At 57.5% G+C, this 22,375-nt stretch carries 21 protein-coding genes; 10 read left to right on the top strand and 11 right to left on the bottom strand.

Going from position 1 to position 22,375, the window contains the following annotated elements; all coding sequences use genetic code 11:
* Positions 1 to 6: 6 nt before the first annotated feature.
* Both G8770_RS13200 and G8770_RS13195 read right to left on the bottom strand, forming a co-directional pair.
* Entirely contained in the window at positions 7 to 306 is a 300-nt protein-coding gene (locus tag G8770_RS13200) for a hypothetical protein (protein ID WP_167187417.1), read from the bottom strand.
* A gap of 129 nt (positions 307 to 435) precedes the next feature.
* Positions 436 to 669, bottom strand: a complete 234-nt coding sequence (locus G8770_RS13195; protein ID WP_167187414.1) for a hypothetical protein — start codon at positions 667 to 669, stop codon at positions 436 to 438.
* A gap of 175 nt (positions 670 to 844) precedes the next feature.
* On the opposite strand from G8770_RS13195, the gene G8770_RS13190 reads away from it, so the two are divergent.
* Positions 845 to 1,711 (top strand): hypothetical protein, encoded by an 867-nt coding sequence (locus G8770_RS13190; RefSeq protein ID WP_167187411.1) that lies wholly within the window; start codon positions 845 to 847, stop codon positions 1,709 to 1,711.
* Positions 1,712 to 1,808: 97 nt separating this feature from the next.
* On the opposite strand, the gene ppa is transcribed toward G8770_RS13190, so the two are convergent.
* Positions 1,809 to 2,357, bottom strand: a complete 549-nt coding sequence (gene ppa, locus G8770_RS13185) for an inorganic diphosphatase (protein WP_167187407.1) — start codon at positions 2,355 to 2,357, stop codon at positions 1,809 to 1,811.
* A gap of 498 nt (positions 2,358 to 2,855) precedes the next feature.
* Here ppa and G8770_RS13180 point away from each other — a divergent pair, with 498 nt between their 5' ends.
* A complete protein-coding gene (locus tag G8770_RS13180) occupies positions 2,856 to 4,877 on the top strand; it encodes a sodium-translocating pyrophosphatase (protein ID WP_167187402.1) in 2,022 nt (673 codons plus the stop codon).
* A 67-nt stretch (positions 4,878 to 4,944) separates the two neighbouring features.
* Here the strand turns inward: G8770_RS13180 and G8770_RS13175 are convergent, their stop codons facing one another.
* From G8770_RS13175 to G8770_RS13145, 7 genes are all read right to left on the bottom strand, one after another.
* Positions 4,945 to 5,937 carry a trypsin-like serine peptidase gene (locus G8770_RS13175; protein ID WP_167187399.1) on the bottom strand — a complete coding sequence of 331 codons (993 nt, stop codon included), beginning with the start codon at positions 5,935 to 5,937 and terminating at the stop codon, positions 4,945 to 4,947.
* 451 nt (positions 5,938 to 6,388) lie between these two features.
* Entirely contained in the window at positions 6,389 to 7,195 is an 807-nt protein-coding gene (locus tag G8770_RS13170; RefSeq protein WP_167187397.1) for a symmetrical bis(5'-nucleosyl)-tetraphosphatase, read from the bottom strand.
* A 24-nt stretch (positions 7,196 to 7,219) separates the two neighbouring features.
* Positions 7,220 to 7,600: a Co2+/Mg2+ efflux protein ApaG gene (gene apaG / locus G8770_RS13165; RefSeq protein WP_167187394.1), complete on the bottom strand. Its 381-nt coding sequence runs from the start codon at positions 7,598 to 7,600 to the stop codon at positions 7,220 to 7,222.
* 119 nt (positions 7,601 to 7,719) lie between these two features.
* Positions 7,720 to 8,553, bottom strand: a complete 834-nt coding sequence (gene rsmA / locus G8770_RS13160) for a 16S rRNA (adenine(1518)-N(6)/adenine(1519)-N(6))-dimethyltransferase RsmA (RefSeq protein WP_167187391.1) — start codon at positions 8,551 to 8,553, stop codon at positions 7,720 to 7,722.
* Between the two features lie 109 nt (positions 8,554 to 8,662).
* Positions 8,663 to 9,661 (bottom strand): 4-hydroxythreonine-4-phosphate dehydrogenase PdxA, encoded by a 999-nt coding sequence (pdxA, locus tag G8770_RS13155; RefSeq protein ID WP_167187388.1) that lies wholly within the window; start codon positions 9,659 to 9,661, stop codon positions 8,663 to 8,665.
* Between the two features lie 223 nt (positions 9,662 to 9,884).
* Entirely contained in the window at positions 9,885 to 11,207 is a 1,323-nt protein-coding gene (locus G8770_RS13150) for a peptidylprolyl isomerase (RefSeq protein ID WP_167187386.1), read from the bottom strand.
* The gene (locus G8770_RS13145) at positions 11,208 to 13,916 is read right to left on the bottom strand and encodes an LPS-assembly protein LptD (protein WP_167187383.1); all 2,709 of its coding nucleotides are present in this window, start codon (positions 13,914 to 13,916) and stop codon (positions 11,208 to 11,210) included.
* 190 nt (positions 13,917 to 14,106) lie between these two features.
* Between G8770_RS13145 and G8770_RS13140 the strand changes: the two genes are divergently transcribed.
* The 8 genes from G8770_RS13140 to trpC all read left to right on the top strand — a co-directional run bounded on the left by G8770_RS13140 (position 14,107) and on the right by trpC (position 22,205).
* Positions 14,107 to 15,195, top strand: a complete 1,089-nt coding sequence (locus tag G8770_RS13140; protein WP_208022247.1) for a phosphotransferase — start codon at positions 14,107 to 14,109, stop codon at positions 15,193 to 15,195.
* A gap of 93 nt (positions 15,196 to 15,288) precedes the next feature.
* Positions 15,289 to 15,966 carry an N-acetylmuramate alpha-1-phosphate uridylyltransferase MurU gene (gene murU / locus G8770_RS13135; RefSeq protein ID WP_167187377.1) on the top strand — a complete coding sequence of 226 codons (678 nt, stop codon included), beginning with the start codon at positions 15,289 to 15,291 and terminating at the stop codon, positions 15,964 to 15,966.
* A 239-nt stretch (positions 15,967 to 16,205) separates the two neighbouring features.
* A complete protein-coding gene (rpe, locus tag G8770_RS13130; RefSeq protein WP_167187374.1) occupies positions 16,206 to 16,880 on the top strand; it encodes a ribulose-phosphate 3-epimerase in 675 nt (224 codons plus the stop codon).
* 6 nt (positions 16,881 to 16,886) lie between these two features.
* Complete coding sequence (locus G8770_RS13125; protein WP_243760488.1) at positions 16,887 to 17,660, top strand: phosphoglycolate phosphatase; 774 nt, start codon at positions 16,887 to 16,889, stop codon at positions 17,658 to 17,660.
* 330 nt (positions 17,661 to 17,990) lie between these two features.
* Positions 17,991 to 19,469, top strand: a complete 1,479-nt coding sequence (gene trpE, locus G8770_RS13120; protein ID WP_167187371.1) for an anthranilate synthase component I — start codon at positions 17,991 to 17,993, stop codon at positions 19,467 to 19,469.
* Positions 19,470 to 19,489: 20 nt separating this feature from the next.
* Positions 19,490 to 20,083 carry an aminodeoxychorismate/anthranilate synthase component II gene (locus tag G8770_RS13115; protein ID WP_167187368.1) on the top strand — a complete coding sequence of 198 codons (594 nt, stop codon included), beginning with the start codon at positions 19,490 to 19,492 and terminating at the stop codon, positions 20,081 to 20,083.
* A gap of 4 nt (positions 20,084 to 20,087) precedes the next feature.
* Positions 20,088 to 21,128, top strand: coding sequence for an anthranilate phosphoribosyltransferase (trpD, locus tag G8770_RS13110; RefSeq protein ID WP_167187365.1), 1,041 nt, complete (start codon positions 20,088 to 20,090; stop codon positions 21,126 to 21,128).
* A gap of 279 nt (positions 21,129 to 21,407) precedes the next feature.
* Positions 21,408 to 22,205 carry an indole-3-glycerol phosphate synthase TrpC gene (gene trpC / locus G8770_RS13105; RefSeq protein WP_167187362.1) on the top strand — a complete coding sequence of 266 codons (798 nt, stop codon included), beginning with the start codon at positions 21,408 to 21,410 and terminating at the stop codon, positions 22,203 to 22,205.
* A gap of 53 nt (positions 22,206 to 22,258) precedes the next feature.
* On the opposite strand, the gene G8770_RS13100 is transcribed toward trpC, so the two are convergent.
* Positions 22,259 to 22,375 (bottom strand): transposase (locus tag G8770_RS13100; RefSeq protein ID WP_148079186.1); only part of this gene is annotated, 117 nt, incomplete at its 5' end.

Below are 22,375 nucleotides of genomic sequence, written 5' to 3'. Positions count from 1 at the left end.
TCTCCATCACAACCCGTGTAAAACAGATTGCCGACTCTGCAGAATTCGGCCCAGATGCTGCACCAAATCCAGGTTGGGCTGGTTGTCCTGTTGCAGCAAGTTGATGCGTCGGCTCAGGGATTCAATCTCCGCGTGTAACTGATTGAGCAAGAGGGTGCTGTTGGTTTCCTTATCGCTCAGGCTGGATTGGCGTTGCGGGTAGGGTTTCTTTTTGATCGCACTTTTGGCGGCCGTCGAGTGTGGGTTCTGCGGGGCAAAATGCCCGGCTCCCATGATGTTCATGTTGCGGTTAAGGTCGTTTTTCATGATCTTTGACGTCCTTGTCAGTTGAGTTGGAATAGGGCTTCAGCGTCAAGTTTTCAGGGCAGCGGCGGCCGCAGTGTATGGTTCTCGATCAGGTGCGTCACAGTCAACGCTGAGCCGTGTCTCTTGGCGTTAATGTGTCACCTGCTCGGCACCGGAACTGTAATTGTTCAGCCAGTGGAGCACGGAGATGCGGCTTTCCAGGAGATCTTGGTAAGTGATCAGGACGCCGGAGTTCTCGACGGATTGCCGTTTAAGCAAGGCAATTCGGTCTTGCAGGAAGAAAATTTCATCGTGGAGTGTTTGGGTGATCGAGGCGATTTGGACACGCTGATCGCCAATGACGAGAGTTTGGCAGTGGGGCATAACGGTATTCATTCCTTGAGTGTTATGTACAGATTGGAGCATCCCTTTGTCTAAGTATGATCAAGTGAAGCGAGTTGCGCCAGTGCGAAAAGGCTGAATTGCGTGTGAGATTTTGCTTACAAGCGGTGCTATGATGAAAAGACTTAATTGACGCCAAATAAGCATAGACTGTCTCATGACTCAATCCCCTCAGCCTCTGTACGACCTCATCTTTCGCGGTGATATCTTACCCGGCCATCGGCTGCCGGAGGTTAAAGCGAAATTGGCCCAGTTGTTCAAGACCGACGTGGTTAAAATCAATGCGCTGTTTACCGGTGGGGCGGTACCACTCAAGCGCAATTTGGATCAGGCCACGGCCGAAAAATACCAATCCGTGCTGCACAAAGCCGGGGCTGCGGTGCAGCTGGCTGAAGCCGGCAAGGTACGTGCCCGGCCAGCTGCGCCGCCGCGGGAGTCAACCGCCGCTGCGGCGCAGCCAATGACGTTGCAGCAACGGCTGGCGTTGCAGGAAGCCCAACAGGCAAAACAGATCGCTGAAAAAGCCAGGCAGGAGCCTCAGCAGGTTGAAGCCGCAGAACAGAACACGCCAGCAACATCGACACCGGTAAGCGCGGCATCGGCGGATTCTCTCTCGCCATCCGGGTCGAGCTCTGAGCCCGCGTCCATGACGAAGCCGGCGCCGCAGACGGGGTTGTCCCTGGCCCCGGTGGGTGTTGATTTGCTGGAGGGGCAAGAGAAGCCCCGACCGACCACGCCGGTTGTGGATGTCAGCCAGATCACGTTGCGGCCGCCGGGGGACGATCTGCTCGACGCCGATGAACGCACAGTGGTCGAGCCTGTGGCCGTGCGGGGGGAGCAATACGGCTTGAGCGAACCGGGTGAAGACCTGCTGCGAGACAGTGAAAAAGTGTCAACGCCGGCGGTGGCGATTGAGTTGCCAGACGTGGACCTGGCACCCGTGGGCGCAGACATGGGGCAGTTAAAAAGGGATCTTCCCGATGTGACTCCCGACATCAGCGGACTGTCATTGAAAGAGGACTGAGCGTGCCGGGAGTCTTTGGCTCGCGGCGGGTTAAACGCCATAAAAAAAGCCGCTGATGAGCGGCTTTTTTTATGTAACACAGAATCAGCAGGCACTGTTAGAAGTGTGGCTTTTCCTTGGCGTTTTCGAAGTTGGCCACCGCGTCGATAATTTCCTTGCGGGCTTCTTCAGCGTTACCCCAACCTTCAATTTTGACCCACTTGCCGGGCTCCAGATCTTTGTAGTGCTGGAAGAAGTGAGAAATCTGGCTGAGCGTCAGCTCTGGCAGGTCGCTGATGTCGTTGACGTCTTTGTACAGCGGGGTGACCTTCTCGTGAGGTACGGCGATGATCTTGGCATCTTCGCCGCCATCGTCGGTCATTTTCAGTACGCCTACCGGGCGACAGCGAATCACGGCACCGGAGACAACCGCCAGAGGCATCACGACCATAACATCTACTGGATCACCGTCACCACACAAGGTGTGAGGAACGTAGCCGTAGTTGGCAGGGTAGTGCATCGCGGTACCGAGCATACGATCAACAAAGATTTCACCGGAATCTTTGTCCACTTCGTATTTGATGGGGTCGCCGTTGAGGGGGATTTCAATAATAACATTAATGTCGTTTGGCAGGTCTTTACCGGCCGATACTTGATCGTAGCTCATGATCGCGATTCCACAGGTCGTTTAAATTGGGCGCGATTCTACCACAATCCAGCGACAGCTCAATTAAACCCCGCCGGCAAGTCCGCTAATGGCAACAAATTGGCTCCTGAGGCATTGTTTTAGACAACCGGTTTAGACAACCGGTTTAGACAACCGGTTTAGGCAGGTGGCTTTTGACGGCGGCTGTTTTCAGGCCGGTGGCGTTGAGGCGCAACCCACTCGGCCCTTGGGTTGGCCGCCGGAACTGTCCGCTGCAGCGTGCTCTCGCACCGCGTTATTTTCTGAATCGGCGCCGGTTCGTTGCAGGGTGGCGGGCCGTTGCTAGACTGAAGGGAGGTGGATTGGGGCGAAGCCCTGAACAGTCGTTGCAAGCGTATCGTGGATTGATGCGTGGGAGAGTTGGGTGTCTGCGGCTGGAACAGCCTGTGCCAGGGTCTCAGGATGGTTGGGTGCAAGATGGTTGCCGGGAGACCTGATAATAACGACTGAGGGATGATTATGAACCTACTTATTTTGCCCCCCTTGCTGGGCGGGGCGGGACTTCTGATTGCTTTCCTGATTTATTGCCTGGTTAAACGTTATCGTCCCGGTGAGGGCCTGGTGGTGGAAATCGCGGATGCCATTCATCAGGGGGCCATGGTGTTTATGCGCCGCGAGTACAGTGTGCTGGCGGTGTTTGTGGTGCTCATTACCGTCTTTCTGGCGCTGGCCTTTCAGCATTATTACACCCCGCTGGCGTTTGTGGTGGGGGCCCTGTGTTCTGGCGGGGCAGGCTATATAGGCATGTACACCGCTACCCAGGCGAATGTCCGCACCACCGTGGCGGCGAACGAGCAGGGAGCCGGTGCCGCCTTAAGCGTGGCTTTTCTCGGTGGCTCGATCATGGGCTTGGTTGTGGCGTCCATGGGGCTGCTGGGGCTGGGCGGTTTGTATTTGTGGTTTGGCTCCAACGCTGAGCACGTTGAAGCCATTCACGGCTTTGGTATGGGGGCGTCCACGGTCGCACTGTTCTCCCGGGTGGGCGGCGGCATCTTTACCAAAAGCGCCGATGTGGCTGCGGATTTAGTGGGTAAAGTGGAGGCTGGAATCCCGGAGGATGATCCTCGCAACCCCGGGGTCATTGCCGACAATGTCGGTGACAATGTGGGCGATGTGGCGGGCATGGGGTCGGATATTTTTGAGTCCTATTGCGGCTCTATGATCGCCTCCATCGCCATTGCCTCGACCATGAATCTGGCCGCGGTGGAACTGTTGGGGGGCGCCCGAAACCAGTTGATGTTTGCCCCTCTGGCGCTGGCCTCGGTGGGACTTATCTGTTCCGTGCTGGGGATTATTCTGGTCAGGCTGGCCTCGTCGCTCTCACCCGAAAAGGCACTGCGGTTGGGAACGATAGGTGCTTCTGTGCTGTTTATATTGGCCTCCATGGTACTGATCCGCTTCCTGGGCATTGATAGCAATGTCTGGTTGTGTGTTGTCAGTGGTGCCGTGGGCGGTATTGTTATTGGTCTGGTGACCGAATATTACACGGGCGGGCGCCCGGTGCGATTGATTGCCGAGGGTGGCCAGACCGGGCCGGCCACGGTGATGATTGCGGGCCTGGCAACGGGCATGCAATCGGTGGTGGTGCCGGTACTGATGATTGCCGGAATTATTTATACCACCAGTTGGTTGTTGCCAGAGGGCGCCGGGGTCTACGGTGTGGGCATTGCCGCAGTGGGTATGTTGGCGACGGTGGGTATCACCATGGCCATTGACGCTTACGGGCCGGTGGCGGATAACGCTGGCGGTATCGCCGAAATGGCCAACCTGGGCGCGGAGACCCGAGCCATTACTGACAGCCTCGATGAAGTCGGCAATACCACGGCGGCCATCGGCAAGGGGTTTGCGATTGGCGCGGCGGGTCTGGCGGCGCTGGCGATCATTGCGGCCTACATCGAAGTGGTCTCGCTGCACGTGCCCGACTTTTCCCTCAACATCAATGACCCGGAAGTGTTGACCGGCATGTTTCTGGGGGGCATCTTTCCCTTTTTGGTGAGTGCCCTGACGATGCGCGCTGTGGGCGATGCCGCGTTTGAAATGATTGTGGAAATCCGGCGGCAGTTTCGCGAAATTCCCGGGCTGATGGAAGGAACGGCCAAACCTGACAGCAGTCGCTGCGTGGATATTGCCACCAAGGCGGCACTGATCCGTATGATGATGCCCGGTCTGTTGGCGGTGCTGGCACCGGTTGTGGTGGGGTTTGGTCTCGGGCCCGCAGCTCTTGGGGGCATGCTGGGTGGCGCCTTAATCAGCTGTGTGCTGCTGGCGCTGACCATGGCGAACGCCGGCGGTGCCTGGGATAACGCCAAGAAATACGTGGAAAAAGGCAATCTGGGCGGGAAAGGCTCCGAGGTGCACAAGGCCGTGGTGGTTGGCGATACGGTGGGGGACCCGTTTAAAGACACCAGTGGACCCGCCATGAACATTCTGATCAATGTCATGGCCATTGTCAGTTTGGTGATCGCGCCCCTGCTGGGGTGACGGCCAGGTGGGTTGATGTGCCTGTTGAGCGGTCGATCGGTGAGCCTGGTGCCTGGGTGGGGCAGCGTTAACGTTCAGCCACTTGTAAAAACGGCTGTGTTGACAGGGGAGCCAGCGACAAAAAGGTGTCGTAAAACTCCAGGGCTGACACTGCCAGCAACGCTGTTTTCAGTCGGGCTGACGGGGGCAGCAGATTGGTGACGCGAGCCACATGAATCCCGATCAGCTGCCATTCGCCGCCGGCATCCTGTTTGAGCAGGGGGGCACCGGAGTCACCCTGTAACCCGTGGCAATTATTCAGCAGCAAGTTGGATGGCAGGGCAATTGAAGACGGTATTGGGGACGTTGTCTGTGGCGTCGTTGCCGGAGGCGTCTGACGAGGCAGAAGCTGGCAGTGTTGATCCAGACTCATCGCTTCTGCCGCATCGCTGCGATAGCCGGCCAGGCCGACGGCATAAGAAGTCTGATCGGCGACAGAGACCAGACTGGCGTGTAGATTAAACGCGCCCAGCGTTTTTCCCAGTGGCTGCTGCAGTTCCACCAGGGCCCAGTCCTGTAAGAGGTTTGCGGTATTGGGCTGCGATCTTGGATTGAACTCTGGATTGGGGTGGAGGCGTTTGGCGGTGCTGTGGCCGCTGTAAGTGTCTCTTTGGTAGCCGGCTAAAAAGTGAATGTATTGGCTTGGGTACCAGCTGCTTGTCTCCGCGTTCCACAGGCAGTGGGCCGCCGTGATGATCAGGTTGTCTGCCACCAGAGTGGCCGTGCAAAATTGCCGTCCGGCGATACTGAGGCTACCGATTCGGTTCCAGGGGGCTTTGGAGGCATCGATAACGCTTCTGGATTTGGGAAACGAGTGCGGTAACCCCTGTCGGTTCTGATTGCTGAAGGTTTCTGCGTTGGCAGAATGGGCCCCGATCAGCGAGAGAACCACAAGACAAAGTGCCCAGCTGAAGTGCCCCAATTTGCAAGCAACTTTGGTGGGCGAGGCGTTCTGCCAATGAGCGGGCATCGACATTCCCCATAAGGGGTTGGAGCATGCGGGCCTGATTTTCTTGTCCATTATATGCCTCACTCCTTATCGCAGTGTTCCTCCTTGCGCTTTTGATCTTCTCACGCTCGGCGTCGCAGTTCTGAGTGCTATCACACATATTCGGGTCGATGGCTGCGCAGTTATTGGTTGGGCATTCAACAGAAACCGGCAGCTGATGACTAAAGGCTATTGGCGGTTCAGGGGAGCCAGACTGCGAGCGGTGTCAAACAACAATAGTTGAGTTTTGATCATCTTGCTTGTGGGCATTGACCCGGGAGGGGGCACGACGTATTGGGCGGGACATTCCCGCGCAGTGGCGAGGGTGTGATCTCGGGGACGTAAACGAGACTGGCCTGGGTTGTGGTTGTGGCTGTGGGTAGTGTTGGCGGCGGTGAGCGCCGGTTTCACCGCTGCAGACGGACTGACAGGCTAATCATTATCCGCCGCGTGTGGAGACCATAATCAATGGGCGCGCGACCGTCTAGCAGTCGCAATAAAAATAATGCTCATCTTCGAGTCGGAACATGGTCATGTGTCCGCCCCAGACACAGCCCGAATCCAGCGCGTAGACGTTTTCGGTACCGGTGTAGCCCTCCAGGGCGGCCCAGTGTCCAAAAATAATTTTGTCGTCGCGGGTTTTGCGTTTGGGGTGAGAAAACCAGGGGGCAAAACCTTTGGGGGCTTTGCTGGCGCCACTCTTGGCCTGCAGCTCCAGTCGCCCCTGGCTGTCACAAAAGCGCATGCGGGTGAAGTAATTGGTGATGATCCGCCAGCGGTCAGGCCCTTTGAGTTTGCCGTCCCAAATGGCTGGCTGATTGCCGTACATGTGAGAGAGAAACTCATCAAACAGGTAGCTCTGCAGAATGGCTTCCACTTCCCGGGCTCGCTTCTGTGCTTTGTTGAGGGTCCATTGAGGCGGGATGCCCGCGTGTACCATGGTAAAGCCCAGCTTATCATCGGTGTGCAGCAAGGGTAGCTGACGCAGCCAGCGAAACAGTCGCTCGCTTTTTTTGGTGATGAGTATGTCGTCCAGTGTATCGCTGTCGGAGGGCAGACGGTGGCCATAAGCCACGGCCAGCAGGTGCAAGTCGTGGTTGCCCAGTACGGCAACGACGTTATCGCGTCGCTCGTAGAGAAACTGCAGGGTTTCCAGCGACTGTGGTCCGCGATTCACCAGATCGCCGACGAGCCACAGCTGATCGCGGTCGTCATTGAACTGGACTTTGTTTAACAGACATTGCAGCGGTTCCAGGCAGCCCTGCAAATCCCCAACAGCGTAGGTGGCCATAATGTTCTCAGTGGAGGGTGTGGGTTAGTGCAGTCGATGCGGTGGCACGAGTGCAAAAGCGGGAATCAGAATGTCAAAATCCTCGCCGCTGTCGGTGCGCATTTGATAGGCGCCTTCCATCGTGCCGGTTTCCGTTTCCAGTACCGAGCCACTGGTGTAGGTGTACTCTTCCCCGGGAGCCAGCGTCGGTTGTTCTCCGACCACGCCGATACCCGCCACTTCCTGAACGTCGTTATTGGCGTCGGTGATTTTCCAGCGCCGACTGATCAACTGGGCGTTCTCGTCACCCTCGTTGCGCAAGGTTATGGTATAGGCAAACACAAATTTCTTCTCACTGGGAGAGGATTGATCCGGGAGGTAGTGTGTCTTCACGCTCACCCGGACGCTGTCACGTATTTCTCTCATATATCTACTTCAGTATGATTGTTTCATCGTTATCATGCGCAAGGCACAGCTAGGCTGTTCTAGTTTCTAGTTTCCACCCCAGGGTGCGCTCTCTTGCTTCGCAATTCACCTTGTAGTTTCTAGTCCTGGGCCTGCAGGTCCTTCAGTTTATCGCTCAGTGCCACATATTCCGCCAGGGTGATGTTCTCTGGACGCACGCTGGTATCAATGTTCAGCGATTCAATGGCGGCGGCGGGCATGAGCAATTTGAGTGAGTTGCGCAGGGTTTTGCGGCGCTGTTGAAACGCGGTGTTCACCAGTCGCGATAATAACGTCACATCCCGGGCCGGGTGAGGCAGCTGTTCATAGGGTGTCAGCCGTACAATGGCGGAGTCTACTTTGGGGCGAGGGTTAAAACACTCCGGGGGTACATCAAACAGGTTTTCCACTTTGCAGTAGTACTGCACCATGACACCCAGTCGCCCATAAGCTTTTTCGCCCGGCTGCGCCGCCATCCGGTCCACCACTTCTTTTTGCAGCATAAAATGCATGTCCTTGACGTCCGCCTGATAGGTCAGCAGATGGAAAATCAATGGTGTGGAAATATTGTAGGGCAAGTTCCCGACAATTCTCAGGGGACCTTTGGGGTCTCCTTGGGCGTCGGTCAGCAGGTTGGCAAAGTCAAACTTGAGCGCGTCGGTTTGATGAATCTGAAACTGCGGGTAGCTGGCGATAAACTGTGACAGCAGGATCGGGATCAGGTCCCGGTCCAGCTCGACAACATTGAGGGTTGGGCAAGCAGCCAACAGCTGTTCAGTGATGGCACCTTTGCCGGGACCAATTTCCACCAGGTTGTCTTCGGCTTTGGGGCTGATGGATTTGACGATGCGACGAATGATGTTGTCGTCTTCGAGAAAGTTTTGTCCGAAGCGTTTGCGGGCACGGTGTTCCGTACCGGGTTTTGATTTACTCATAACATCTGGGGTCTTGGCTGTGCCGTGTTGGCGGTCAATGCTTTACTGTGCGGAGGTCGACTCAACGCACACTGAATGTCTTCTTTTGCCTTGCTGCCCGTGCTGCGGCTTATGGGGGCGTCGCCACAGACCGGGCCATCGCCATGCGACGAGCGTAGTCTAATGCGGTTAACAAACTGCCGAGGTCGGCTTTACCGCTGCCGGCAATGTCGAGAGCGGTGCCATGATCCACCGACGTGCGAATGATCGGCAGGCCCAGGGTGATGTTCACCGCCTGACCGAAACCCTTGAATTTTAACACGGGTAGGCCCTGATCGTGATACATGGCGAGCACCGCGTCGGCATCATCCAGCACTTTGGGGGTGAAGAGTGTGTCCGCGGGTAATGGGCCGATCAGGTGGATGCCTTCCTTGCGCAAGCTGGCCAGGGTGGGCTCGATGACGTCGATTTCTTCTCTGCCCATGTGGCCATTTTCACCGGCGTGGGGGTTGAGCCCGCACACCAGAATTTTGGGGTGGGCAATGCCAAAGTGATGCTGCAGGTCGTGTTGCAGGATGCGGATGACCTGCTCCAGGCTGTCCGGGGTAATGGCGGCAGGTACGTCCTTCAGTGGCAGGTGGGTGGTGGCCAGGGCCACACGTAAGCCTTCTGTGGCCAGCATCATCACCACCTTGCGGGTTGCGGTACGCTCCGCCAGGAATTCGGTGTGGCCTGAAAATGCGATGCCGGCATCATTGATCACACCCTTGTGGACCGGGGCGGTGACGTAGGCGTCAAAATCGCCGGCGGTGCAGCCGTCGATAGCCAGCCTCAGGCTGTCGAGCACGTAGGCGGCGTTGGCGGGGTTAAGCTTGCCGGCCTCACAGGGGCTGGGCAGCGGCAGTGGCAGCACGCAGAGTTCGCCTGGAGCCAGTGGCTGTGGGGGCTGCTCGGCACGGAACTCGCGCAGGGTCAGCGGCAGGCCCAGTTGCTCAGCCCGGTCTTTCAGGAGTTGCGGGTCGGCGATGACCACCACCTCATCGGCTGAGCCCTGCTGGGCCAGGGCCACGGTGAGGTCGGGGCCAATGCCGGCGGGTTCACCGGGGGTTAGGGCGAGGCGTAGCGTCATAGGCGGGCCTGAAAGTCGATCGCAAGAGGCGGTGCTTAATGTTAAAGAACCGGGTATTAAGGAGCCGGACGCCGTTGCCAGCGACCAATTCCTGTCGTTAAAGAGGGCCGGGCTCGCGTCTAGCGAGCCCGGCCCCGGATGATGCCAGCCGGTTACTCAGGCCTGATTGTTTTCTATCTTACTGGGTTGCCGCGTTGGCTGGCAATAAGGCGCAGGACTGAGATTATGGCGCGGAGTCTGCCGGATCATTTTTGATTTCGACATAGGCTTCGTCGCGAATTTCCTGCAACCAGTTGATGCGCTCTTCCTCGAATCGACGACTGCGTAACAGGTTCATGGCCTGATTGGTGCGCACGGTCTCACTCATGTCCTGCTGGCGACGTTCCTCCACCTGCAAAATGTGCCAGCCGAACTGGCTGCGGAAAGGCTGGCTAATGTCACCGACCGGAGTGCTGTTGATGGTGCGTTCAAATTCGGGCACGAACTTGCCGGGCAGGGACCAGCCCAGATCGCCACCGCTGAGCATGGAACCCACGTCTTCGGAGTTGGTGCGGGCCATCTCGGCAAAATCGGCACCGTCGAGGATCTGCTGGCGAATATCGGCCAGTTTCTGTCGGGCTTGCTCGTCAGTCAGAATGGCCGACGGCTTGATCAGGATGTGACGCACTTTGGACTGTTCAATCACCTGCTCCTGGGCGCCGCGTTTGTCGTAAATCTTGAGGATGTGGAACCCGGCACCGCTGCGCAGGGGCGGCGTTACATCGCCTTTTTCCAGGCCTTCAATGTTCTCGGCGAACAGCTCCGGCATCTCTGAGGTTTTTCTCCAGCCAAGGTCACCGCCTTTGAGCGCATTTTGCCCCTGGGATTCGGTCACGGCCAGCTCACGAAAATTGGCGCCGTTGAGGATTTGTGCGCGAAGGTTATTGGCTTTCTCTTCGGCCGCCTTGATGGTCTCGCTGTCGGAAGACGAAGAGACCGCGATCAGAATGTGGCCCAGATTGAAGTCCGGTGAGGCCCAGAATCGGCCTTGTTTGGATTTCAGGAAGTTTTCGACTTCTTGTTCGGTGATGCGGATGCGACGGTTGACGCTGCCGCGCTGCACCTGCTCAATGATCATATCGCGTCGGATCTGCTCGCGCAGGCTGTTGATGCTGATGCCGTCGGCGGCCAGTTGGCGCTCGAATTCAGCGTCACCGATGTTGTTGGCCTGTTTCATGCGGTTGATGGCGGCATCAATTTGGGCTTCATCCACTTGCACGCCAGCCCGCTGGCCCATTTGCAATTGCAGGGATTCGGTAATCAGCTGCTCGGTAATCTGGCTGCGGAGAATGTCTTCCGGCGGCAATTGCGTCTGGTTGGCACGCAGTTGCGACACCACCATGCGCATGCGCTGGTTGAGTTCGCTGGCCATGACAACGTCGTTGTCAACAACGGCAATGACCTTGTCCAGGGGCACGGTTTGGCTGTGGCTGAGGCTACAGAAGGCCAGCGCTGCGCCGGCCGTCAGGGACTTCAGGCCGGTTTTGAATGTGTTGTAGTTGATCATTTATTTTAAGGTCTCTTCTCGTTCTTCGTAGCCGTAAATGCCATCGTTGAGAATGCCGCTGATTTTGTTGCCAAGGCTACCAAGCCCTTTCAGCTGGAATTCCAGAAATATGCCGCGATCTTCTTCCAAATCGAGGTTTTGAACGCTGTTGATGAGTTCGTTGTCGAGCCATTTACGGGCGGCCAGACGCACGCGGTAACAGCAGTCGTTATATTCGACGCCGAACAGGGTCTCAAGTTCACGATTGTGGGTAAAGTCGTAATTTGCGCGCCCAACCGCGCTCCAGTTGCCAAACAGGGGCCAAGAGAAGGAAACGTCACCCTGTTCGATCGTTTGGGCGATTTCATCGGTCATGTCGCCGTCGTTATCGATATCGTAAGGGTCGCTGAGCAAGGGATCTCTGCGATTGTAGCGGTAGCTCAGGTTCAGCAGGCGGAACTCGTCGTCCTGATAGCGCAGGCTGGCACTGCCCAGGCTGACCTTGTCGCTGTTCCTGGCGTCCCAGGTGATGTCTGTGCGAAAGCGCCAGTAATCACCCAGTTGGGCCGAAAGTTGCGCGGCAAATTCGGAGTCGCTGCGCTGGTTATCGTCATCCGCGAGGGCGTCTTCCAGAGACTCAGTGATGGTGATGCCACGGTCTTCGAAGTAGAAGATCTGGCCCAGGCTGGCACTGAAGCGCTCGATGCCATTGTCGGGATCAATAATGCGCGACGTCAGGCCGACGGTGAGGCGGTTGTCGTCATCGATGCGATCTCCACCGCTGAAGCGAGTGTCCCGGAACAGCTGATTGTAGCTGAACGTGAGTTCATCGGTGTCGAAATCCACATCGCCGCTGGTGCCGACCACATTAATCAGATCGTCCTGGTTTTCCTGCTCGCTGTAAAAATAGAACAGCCGCGGCTCAAACGTCTGCAGATAGCGGTTGCCGGAAAAAGTCCCCTCGCGCTCAAAAAACAACCCGCTGTCGAGGCTGCCCTGGGCGGCGGTAAACGACGGTGCATCATTGGCATCGCTATTGAGGTATTCGTCATCCAGCTGGTAGTGCAGGCTTTTCACCATGGCGCTGGGCTTGAAAAACCCCCACAACCATTGCTTGTCCCAGGTGAGGCCATAATCGAGGCGGGCGCGTTCACCGGTAATCACCGCACGTGCATCTTTTTCCGGGTGATCAAAATTGACGTATTCGTTATTGAGTTTGAGGACCAGGTCGCCGGGCAGGCGATAGTTGCCGTTGATGTTGACGCGCGGCAGCTGCTTATACTGTTTCTGCGAGGTGGTGGAGAGCGTCTCGAATTCTTCGGCACGGATCTGGTAGAGCCAGTTGTCGCTGCGATAACCCAGTTCACCCAGCTTCCTCAGGTGGGTGGCGCTGTTGACCTGCAGGCTGGCGTTGTTCAGATCGCGAAAATAATCCACGTCGCTGACGGTGGTGTAATCAATTTTCGAATACCAGCGTGACTGCATGCCGCCAATCTGGTCCACCGCAAATACCCAGCGGTCTTCGCCGCGGTACGGGAAGGCTTCCGCTTCGGTGAGGGTGCCGTCGTCCACCAGGTCCTGGCGGTCTTCGCTGCCACCGTCGTCATCGGCCAGGTAGGCACCGGACACCCGGGTGCTGAAGCTCTTCGACAGGTGGCGCAATTCCGCCTCCAGCATCTCGCCGCGATCGCCAATGTAGCGCGGTGTCAACGTCAGGTCGTAATTTGGGGCCAGATTAAAGTAGTAGGGGACCGCGACATCAATGCCGTCGCTGTCGGAGGCACTGATGGACGGAAACAGAAAACCGGATTGCCGATCCGGGCCGGCCGGAAAACGGATATAGGGCGTGTAGAATACGGGGATCCCTTTCACGTTCAGGCGCACATGTTTGCCGGTGCCCTGTTGGGTATTGGGGTCAATTTTGATTTCGCTGCCGCGCAGATACCAGGTGTTGCTGTCGGGTTCGCAGCGGGTAAAGGTTCCGCCCTCCAGCGTAAAGACTTTGTCCGGAGCCAGGGAGATGGCCTCGGAGTCACCGCGAATGCCCCCTTCATGCACCAGGTAGCTGGCGTTGTCGATGCGGGATGCGCCGGTTTCAATGTTCATCTCGGCGCGCGAGCCGGTGAGCAGCAGGCCGGGCTCTCGCAGGCGGATGTTACCTTCGAGCAGGGCGGTGTTGGCGTTTTGATCCAGCGTCGCCTGATCGGCTTCCAGTTGACGATATCCCTGGATCAGCCTGACGTCGCCTTTCAGGATGGCCTTGGATTCCTGGACCCATTCGGAGCTGTTGGCGTCGGCGCGCATGGGCGCTTGCTCCGGGTCCATAGTGGCTTCGGCGTCGTCGCGCATCGGTGCCAGGTATACCCCGCAGCAGCCGGGGGCCAGGGTTTCGAGCTGTTCCGGGGTGAGCAGGCTCTCGTCGATCCAGTCGACTTGCGCGGCGGGCAGATTGCGGGGCTTTGCCACCGCAGCGGCAGCGACGGCGTTGGTGCGTTTGCCGGTGGAGTGGGCTGGACGCTTGTAGGCTGGGCCTGGGACGATCTTTTCGAGGCAGTTCCAGCCGGCGTTATTGGCGGCCGGACGGCAGCTCCATTCCGTATGACTTTCTGCGGCAAACAGCGGCGTAATGGGTTGGGCAGCCAGCATCCCCAGGGCCAGTATCCAGGGCGATTGTGATGGGCAGAGCGTGCGTCGAATATGCTGGCGTAGCACTGATTTCCGTAAGGCCATTTAGGAACAATCCTGTGTATTTTTTGCTTTTGTAAAAAATAAGGGGCCGATTCTACTTGGGAAGTGCTGGTTAGGCTACCGTCCTGTCCAAAGTCGACCCTGTGACGGGGTAGGATAAAAGGCTTACCAAACAGGGCTCTGCATCGGTTAGAATCAAAATTCAGACAAATTATTGAGGATGGGGGTTGCTGTGGTCAGCAAAGCAAGCGAAAAGCACAAACAGGAACTGCTGGAGTGGGCTGGGCAGCAGCTGGCAAAGGTTAGCTCGTCGGTGTCACTGCCACTGTCGATGCAAGCCCTGGACGGCGATGCGGGCTTTCGCCATTACTTTCGTCTCAACACCCAGCCCACTTTGCTGGCGGTATTTGCCCCTCCAGAAGAGGAGGACAGCCATGCCTTCGTGGCCATTTCACGCTACTTGCGTGAGCAGGGTGTCAATACGCCGGAAATCGTTGCGGCTGACTTTGGGCGTGGCTTTTTGCTGGTGGAAGATTTCGGGGATCGACTGTTCTATCAGGAAATGATCACCGACCCCGGTCAGGCGGGCAAACTGTATGGCGAAGCGATGATGAGCCTGATGCGTTTGCAGCAGTGTCCGGTGGTGACCATTCCGGCTGCCGAGGGGGACGGCATGCATACTTTGCCGCACTACACTCAGGCCCGCCTGCGCGAAGAGATGTCATTGTTTCACCAGTGGTTTATCCCGCAATTGTTGGGGTATTCACTGAGTGACGACGAACGCTCGCTGCTGGATTCTCTCTACCTGCAGCTTGAGGGCGCGGCCCTGCAGCAGCCACAGGTGTGGGTGCACCGGGACTATCACAGCCGCAACCTGATTGTGTGCCCCGATCAGCCGCCGGGGGTGATTGATTTCCAGGACGCAGTCCGGGGTCCGATTACCTATGACCTGGTGTCGCTGTTGCGCGACTGCTATTTGCGCTGGCCGACCAAGCAGGTGCGTGAGTGGGCGCTGGCGTATGGTGACATGGCTGTCGATTCGGGCTTGATGGCGCCGGTGACCCAGAAGGGATTCCTGCGCTGGTTTGACTGGATGGGCCTGCAGCGCCACCTGAAGGTGCTGGGCATCTTTGCCCGGTTGTGGTTGCGCGATGGCAAGGCGGGTTACCTGAAGGATCTGCCGTTGGTGATCCGTTATACCCTGGAAGTGGCTGAAGGCTATCCGGAATTTGCCGATTTTACCTATTGGTTCCGGGAGAAGCTGCTACCTTTGTGTGAGCAGCAGGACTGGTACAACGATTATCAAACCGCTGGCGAATGACCAGGCCGTGGGTCCGCAATCGGTGAGCGGCGGGTAACCGGTCGGCCGAGTGGGTAAACGTTTTGACAGGGCAAAGAGAGACTGGCGACTAGAATGAAAGCAATGATCCTGGCGGCCGGGTTGGGTAAGCGCATGCGCCCCTTGACCGATGAAACGCCCAAACCTTTGCTGCCGGTGGGGGGTAAGCCGCTCATGGTGTATCACATCGAGCGGTTGCGTGAGCTGGGTGTGCGTGAGTTCCTCATCAATGTGGCGTACCTGGGGGACAAGATTGAACAAGCCCTGGGGGATGGTTCCGCGCTGGGGGTGTCTATTCACTACTCCCGCGAGGATGAGCCGCTGGAAACCGGTGGTGCCATCTTGCAGGCCCTGCCGTGGCTGGGGGATGATCCCTTTATTCTGGTCAATGGCGACGTCTGGACCGATTACCCGTTTGAGCGTCTGCTCGACTACCCCCTGCCCCCCGACAGCCTGGGCTGTCTGGTGCTGGTGCCCAACCCCCGGCACAACAGGCAGGGGGATTTTGTGCTGCTGGACGGCTGCGTGATTCACAACACCGAGGTGGACCAGGGGTATACCTTCAGCGGCATCAGCCTGCTGCGGCCAGAACTCATCGGCGCCTACTCAGAGCGCCGCCAAACGTTCCCCTTGCGCGAAGCGCTGGCGGAAGCCATCGCCCAGAATCGCCTCAATGGCGAGCTCTACGAGGGGCAGTGGTGGGACATCGGCACCCCCGAGCGCCTGCGGGAACTGGACGACCTGCTGAGCTGAAGCTCAGCAGCAGGTTATCTTCTCCCTAGGCACTTTCAGCTTGCTGCTCTCGACTCGCCACTCGCCCAAGGTGAATTGCGCAGCAAGAGAGGGCAGCCTGGGCTGACTCGCCCAAGGTGAATTGCGCAGCAAGAGAGGGCCGCCCGGGGTGAGTGGCCTCTCAAAAATGCCAGTGGGCGATGCCGTCAACTTTCAGTACAATGCGCACCCCCCTATTTCGATGAAACGACAGGTGTCCCATGCAACAGGAATTTAAGATCGCTCCTTCTATATTAGCGGCAGATTTTGCTCGACTGGGTGAAGAAGTGGATGCAGTGCTGGCCGCCGGAGCCGACATTGTGCATTTTGATGTGATGGATAATCACTACGTGCCCAACCTGACCATCGGGCCGATGGTGTGCAAGGCCCTGCGCAAGCACGGGGTGACCGCGCCCATTGATGTGCACCTGATGGTGGAGCCGGTGGACGACATGATCGCTCAGTTCGCCGACGCCGGCGCGAGTATCATTACCTTCCATCCGGAAGCTTCCCGTCATGTGGATCGTTCGATTCAGCTGATTAAGCAAGCTGGCTGCGAGGCCGGACTGGTCTTGAATCCCGCCACTCCCCTGGAGACGGTCAAGCACGTGTTGCCGCAGTTGGACATGTTGCTGTTGATGTCCGTCAACCCCGGTTTTGGCGGTCAAAAGTTTATTCCCTACACGCTGGATAAGCTGCGTGAAGCCCGCGCCGCGATTGATGCCTTGAACTTGCCAATCCGCCTGGAGATCGACGGCGGCGTGACGGCGGACAATATCCGTGAGATTGCCGCCGCCGGGGCGGACACCTTTGTGGCGGGTTCGGCCATTTTTGGCAAGGACGACTACGCGGCGGCCGTTGCCGCCATGCGAGCTGAACTGGCCCAAGTGCAATAATTGACCATGCTGGGTTCTGATACGGGCACCGAAGTCACGGCCGTCGAGGCGGGGGCTGTGGTGATGGCCCGCCACTTTCTGGCGCAGTTCGGTGGTCGGCTGCCGGAATTGGTGATGTTCGATCTGGATGGCACCCTGGTAGACAGTGTACCGGATCTGACCGCTGCCGTGGATGCCATGTTGTTGGAGCAGCATTGCCCTGCTGCCGGTGTGGACAAGGTCCGCCTGTGGGTGGGCAACGGCGCGGCCATGCTGGTGCGCCGGGCTCTGGCTGACACCGACGGGATCAAGGAAAGCGAGGTTGCTGAGCCCTTGCACAGCGCCTCATTAAGGCGTTTTCTGCACCACTATGGGCGGCTGAGCGGCCATTATTCCAGGCTCTACCCCGGTGTGAAAGCGGCGCTGCAGCTGTTGTCGGAGATGGGCGTCGCCATGGCGCTGGTCACCAACAAGCCGGGTGAGTTTGTGCCGCACCTGCTCCGGGATCTGGGGATTGACGGTTATTTTGTGGACTGGCTGGGGGGCGACTCTTTGCCGCAGAAAAAGCCGGACCCGGCGCCGTTAAGGCACTTGCTGGTCTCGCGCAGCGTGGATGCCCGCCGCTCTCTGATGGTGGGCGACTCCCGCAGCGACATACAGGCCGGTAAAGCGGCCGGCGTATCCACGCTGGGGGTCACCTACGGCTACAATCACGGACAACCGATTGCGGTTGAGGCACCGGACTGGCAGGCCGACAATCTGGAAGATTTCTTCCACCGGGTCGTGCGTGAACGGGTTTAGTCGGTGCCGTCTCAGCTCCAGTCTGTACAGGACGCGGGCCAGGGGCTAAACTAGCGCCTGATTTTGATTCGACTTTCTATAAGATAACCTGCGCGAGGACACGGTTTCTCTCGCAGACAGCGCAGACTTAGGTGTTTTCGTGAACAAACCACCCTCAGTTACAACAATCCTCCACTGGGGACGATGGCGTCCGTAGTTCATGTGTGGGCTCCCGCTCGAGCTTGCTGTCGATTGGCATAATTTGATGTTTTCAGTTCATTGCCAACCTGTGTACAGCCAACCGTTGAAAAACAGACCCGATTTGTTACCGATTACCCGTAAGGACTGACCATGTCTCCCGAGCAATTCAGTGAGTTGGCCAAGCAAGGCTACAACTTTATTCCCTTGGTCCGCGAAGTGCTGGCCGATCTCGAAACGCCGTTATCCACCTATTTGAAATTAGCCGATGGCGCCTACTCTTATTTACTGGAGTCGGTCCAGGGCGGAGAGAAGTGGGGGCGCTACTCCATCATTGGCTTGCCGGCCCGCACCGTGTTGCGGGTGGATGGCTACACCGCGACCATTTTGATCGATGGTGTCGAGAGCGAGCGCCATGAGTGCGAAGATCCACTGGCGTTTGTGGAAGAATTTAAAGGCCGCTACCAGATACCGGATATCCCCAACCTGCCGCGCTTTAACGGCGGCCTGGTGGGCTACTTTGGCTACGACTGCGTGCGCTACGTAGAGCCACGCCTGGCCAACAGCGTCAATCCGGACACGCTGGGCACCCCCGACATCCTGTTGATGGTGTCCGATGAGGTGGTGGTGTTCGACAACCTGGCCGGCAAGCTGCACGCGGTGGTGTTGGCGGATCCTGCCCAGGATAACGCCTACGCTGTGGCGGATGCTCGACTGGACGCACTGCTGGAGCAGCTGCGCCAGCCGCTGCCGCCCCGCAAGTTGCTGGACCTTACGGCGCCCATCGATATTGACATGGACTATCGCGCCAGCTTCACCCGCGAAGATTATGAAGCGGCGGTGGACACGGTGAAAGAATACATCCTCGCCGGCGACTGCATGCAGGTGGTGCCCTCCCAGCGCATGAGCATCGACTTTAAGGCCGAGCCGATTGATTTGTACCGGGCGCTGCGCAGCCAGAACCCGACCCCGTATATGTACGCCTTCAATTTCGGTGATTTCCACGTGGTGGGCAGCTCGCCGGAAGTGCTGGTGCGGCTGGAAGAGGGCGAAGTCACGGTGCGCCCTATCGCCGGTACCCGTCCCCGCGGAGCCACCGAAGAAGAAGATCTGGCGCTGGAAAAAGATTTGCTGTCTGACGCCAAAGAAATTGCCGAACACCTGATGCTGATTGACCTGGGGCGCAATGATGTGGGTCGCGTTGCCGAAGTGGGCAAGGTGCAGGTGACCGAAGAAATGGTCATCGAGCGCTATTCCAACGTCATGCACATTGTTTCCAATGTGCAGGGACACCTGAAGCCTGAGTTGAATGCGATGGACGCGCTGCGGGCTATTCTGCCGGCGGGCACTTTGTCGGGGGCGCCGAAAATTCGCGCCATGGAAATCATTGACGAGCTGGAGCCGGTGAAACGCGGTGTTTACGGCGGGGCGGTGGGTTACTGGGCGTGGAATGGCAATATGGATACCGCCATCGCCATCCGCACGGCGGTGATCAAAGACGGTGAGCTGCACGTGCAGGCCGGTGGCGGCATCGTCGCCGATTCGGTACCCGCGCTGGAGTGGGAAGAAACCATCAACAAACGTCGCGCCATGTTCAGAGCCATTGCTCTGGCCGAACAGTCTGCACAATAGCCCGGGTAAAGGACACTGACATGATTTTAATGATTGATAATTACGACTCCTTTACCTACAACGTGGTTCAGTACCTTGGCGAACTGCAGGCGGACGTCAAGGTGGTGCGCAACGACGAATTGACCATCGCCGATATCGAAGCCATGGCGCCGGAGAAGATTGTGGTTTCGCCCGGCCCCTGTACGCCCAACGAAGCGGGTATTTCGGTTGAGGCCATCACCACGTTTGCCGGCCGTATCCCGTTGCTGGGCATTTGCCTGGGCCACCAGAGTATTGGTCAGGCGTTTGGCGGCAAGGTGGTGCGCGCCCGAGAAGTGATGCACGGCAAAACCTCACCGATCTACCACGCCGATAAGGGCGTGTTTCGCGGCTTGACCAATCCTTATCGGGCGACGCGCTATCACTCGCTGGTGATTGAGAAAGAGAGCCTGCCGGACTGCCTGGAAATCACCGCCTGGACGCAGACCGAAGACGGCCAGATTGACGAGATTATGGGCGTGCGCCACAAGACTCTGGACGTGGAAGGGGTGCAGTTTCACCCGGAATCGATTTTGACCGAGCACGGCCACGATCTGCTGCGCAATTTTTTAGAGTCCAACCGGCGGGAGGCGTAAGCGTATGGATATTAAAGAAGCCCTTGGCAAGTTGATTGAGCGTCAGGATCTGACTCAGGATGAAATGACACAGGTGATGCGTCAAGTCATGACGGGTGAAGCCACTGACGCACAGATTGGTGCGCTGCTGGTGGCCCTGCGCATGAAAAGCGAAAGCATTGATGAAATTACCGGTGCGGCCATTGTGATGCGCGAGCTGGCCACCAAGGTCGATCTGGGCTGCGATCATCTGATTGATCTGGTGGGTACCGGCGGCGATGGGGCCAACCTGTTTAACGTTTCGACGGCGGCAACGTTTGTGGCGGCGGCGGCCGGAGCGAAGGTGGCCAAGCACGGCAACCGTTCGGTATCCAGCTCCACCGGCAGTGCCGATGTGCTGGAAGCGGCCGGGGTGCAGCTGGATATTTCTCCGCAACAGGTGGCTCGTTGCGTGGAGGCTCTGGGGGTGGGTTTTATGTTTGCGCCCTCACATCACAGTGCGATGAAGCACGCCATTGGCCCGCGTAAGGAGATTGGCCAGCGCACCCTGTTCAACATCCTGGGGCCGCTCACCAACCCGGCCGGTGTTAAGCGTCAGGTGATTGGTGTGTTTAACGGCGCCCTGTGCAAGCCCCTGGCGGAGGTGTTGGGGCGGTTGGGCAGTGAGCATGTGCTGGTGGTGCACGCCGATGACGGCCTGGATGAAATCAGTATTGCCAGCATCACCACCGTGGCAGAATTAAAAAACGGCCAGGTTGAGGTGTACCGCATTCAGCCGGAAGACTTCGGTTTGTCGTCGCAGTCGCTGGTCGGCTTAACCGTCGACAGCGCCGAGCAGTCGCTGGCGTTGATTCAGGATGCGCTGGGCAAGCGCAGCACAGCCGTGGCTGAAAAAGCCGCCGACATAATTGCCCTCAATGCCGGTGCCGCCATTTACGTCAGTGGTATTGCCGACAGTTTGCAGGAGGGGGTCAGCATGGCGCAGGATGCAATTGGCAGTGGGTTGGCGAAAGAAAAAATTGCCGAGCTGGCGGCGTTCACTCGCTACCAAAAAGACAACGAGTAATCGTTGCCCGCTTGAAAAAGAAAGAGCTTTTTGAAATACAGTCGTCATTGCGAGCCAAAGGCGCGGCAATCTCTCCTCGTGTGGTGCGTGACCGAAGAGATTGCCACGCTGCGTTCGCAATGACAGGCTTCAGGTCGCAGTTATCCGTTGTTCAGCAGGCCATCTAGTGGAATAACGGTAAGCGTGGCGGACAAACAGCGCATCACCGGCAACTGTCATCAGGCTGGTGGGCTTTAAGTTTAAAGAATGAGGCCGGCACTATCGTGCTCGGTAGAATGTATGAGTAAGATCCCCACGGTATTAGAAAAAATCATTGCCCGTAAGCGCGAAGAAATCGTTGAGCGCCAACAGCAGCGCTCCATTGAGGATTTAAAACGGTTGATCGCCGAGCAGCCACCTGCGCGGGGGTTTGTCCGGGCGATGGAAAATAAAATTAATGCCGGGCAGGCGGCCGTGATTGCCGAAATTAAAAAGGCGTCACCGAGCAAAGGGGTCATTCGCGAAGATTTCTACCCGGCAGAAATTGCCATCAGTTACGAAAAAGGTGGGGCCGCGTGTCTCTCCGTGCTGACCGACGTGGACTTTTTTCAGGGCGCCGACTGTTATTTGCAGGAAGCGCGCAGCGCGTCGTCGCTGCCGGTCATTCGCAAAGATTTTATTGTTGATGAATATCAGGTCTACGAAGCCCGCGCCATTGGGGCTGATTGCATTTTATTGATTGTCGCGGTACTGGACTTCGAGCAGATGGAGCGACTCAACACCCTCGCGCATGAGCTGGGTATGGATGTGCTGGTCGAGGTGCACAATGCGCAAGAGCTGGAGCTGGCGCTAAAGCTGCCGAATAAGCTCATCGGTATCAACAACCGCAACCTGCACACCTTTGAGGTGTCTCTGGAGCACACCTTCTCGCTGTTGAATCGCATTGACTCGGAGCGTCTGGTGGTCACCGAGTCGGGCATTCTGACCATTGATGATGTGTTGGCCATGCGCGGTCACAACGTCAATGCGTTTTTGGTGGGTGAAACCTTTATGCGCTCGGACGACCCCGGCGTGAAGCTGCTGGAAATGTTTAACTAGCCTTGGCTGGACGTTGGGTGAAAACGACGTTTTGAGCAGCCATTAAAAAAGGTTCATCGCACTTTACCGGGAAACGCTGCTTTGATCTTCAGGAAGAAGTAATCGTTATCCCGGTATCCATACGCCATCCTTTTAATCACTTTAATCTTGTTGTTCATGCCTTCTAACAC

Origin of the sequence: Pseudomaricurvus hydrocarbonicus, assembly GCF_011602365.1 — a bacterium.
In the GTDB taxonomy this organism is placed as follows: domain Bacteria; phylum Pseudomonadota; class Gammaproteobacteria; order Pseudomonadales; family Cellvibrionaceae; genus Pseudomaricurvus; species Pseudomaricurvus hydrocarbonicus.
This window is presented reverse-complemented; position numbering and strand designations above follow the sequence as displayed.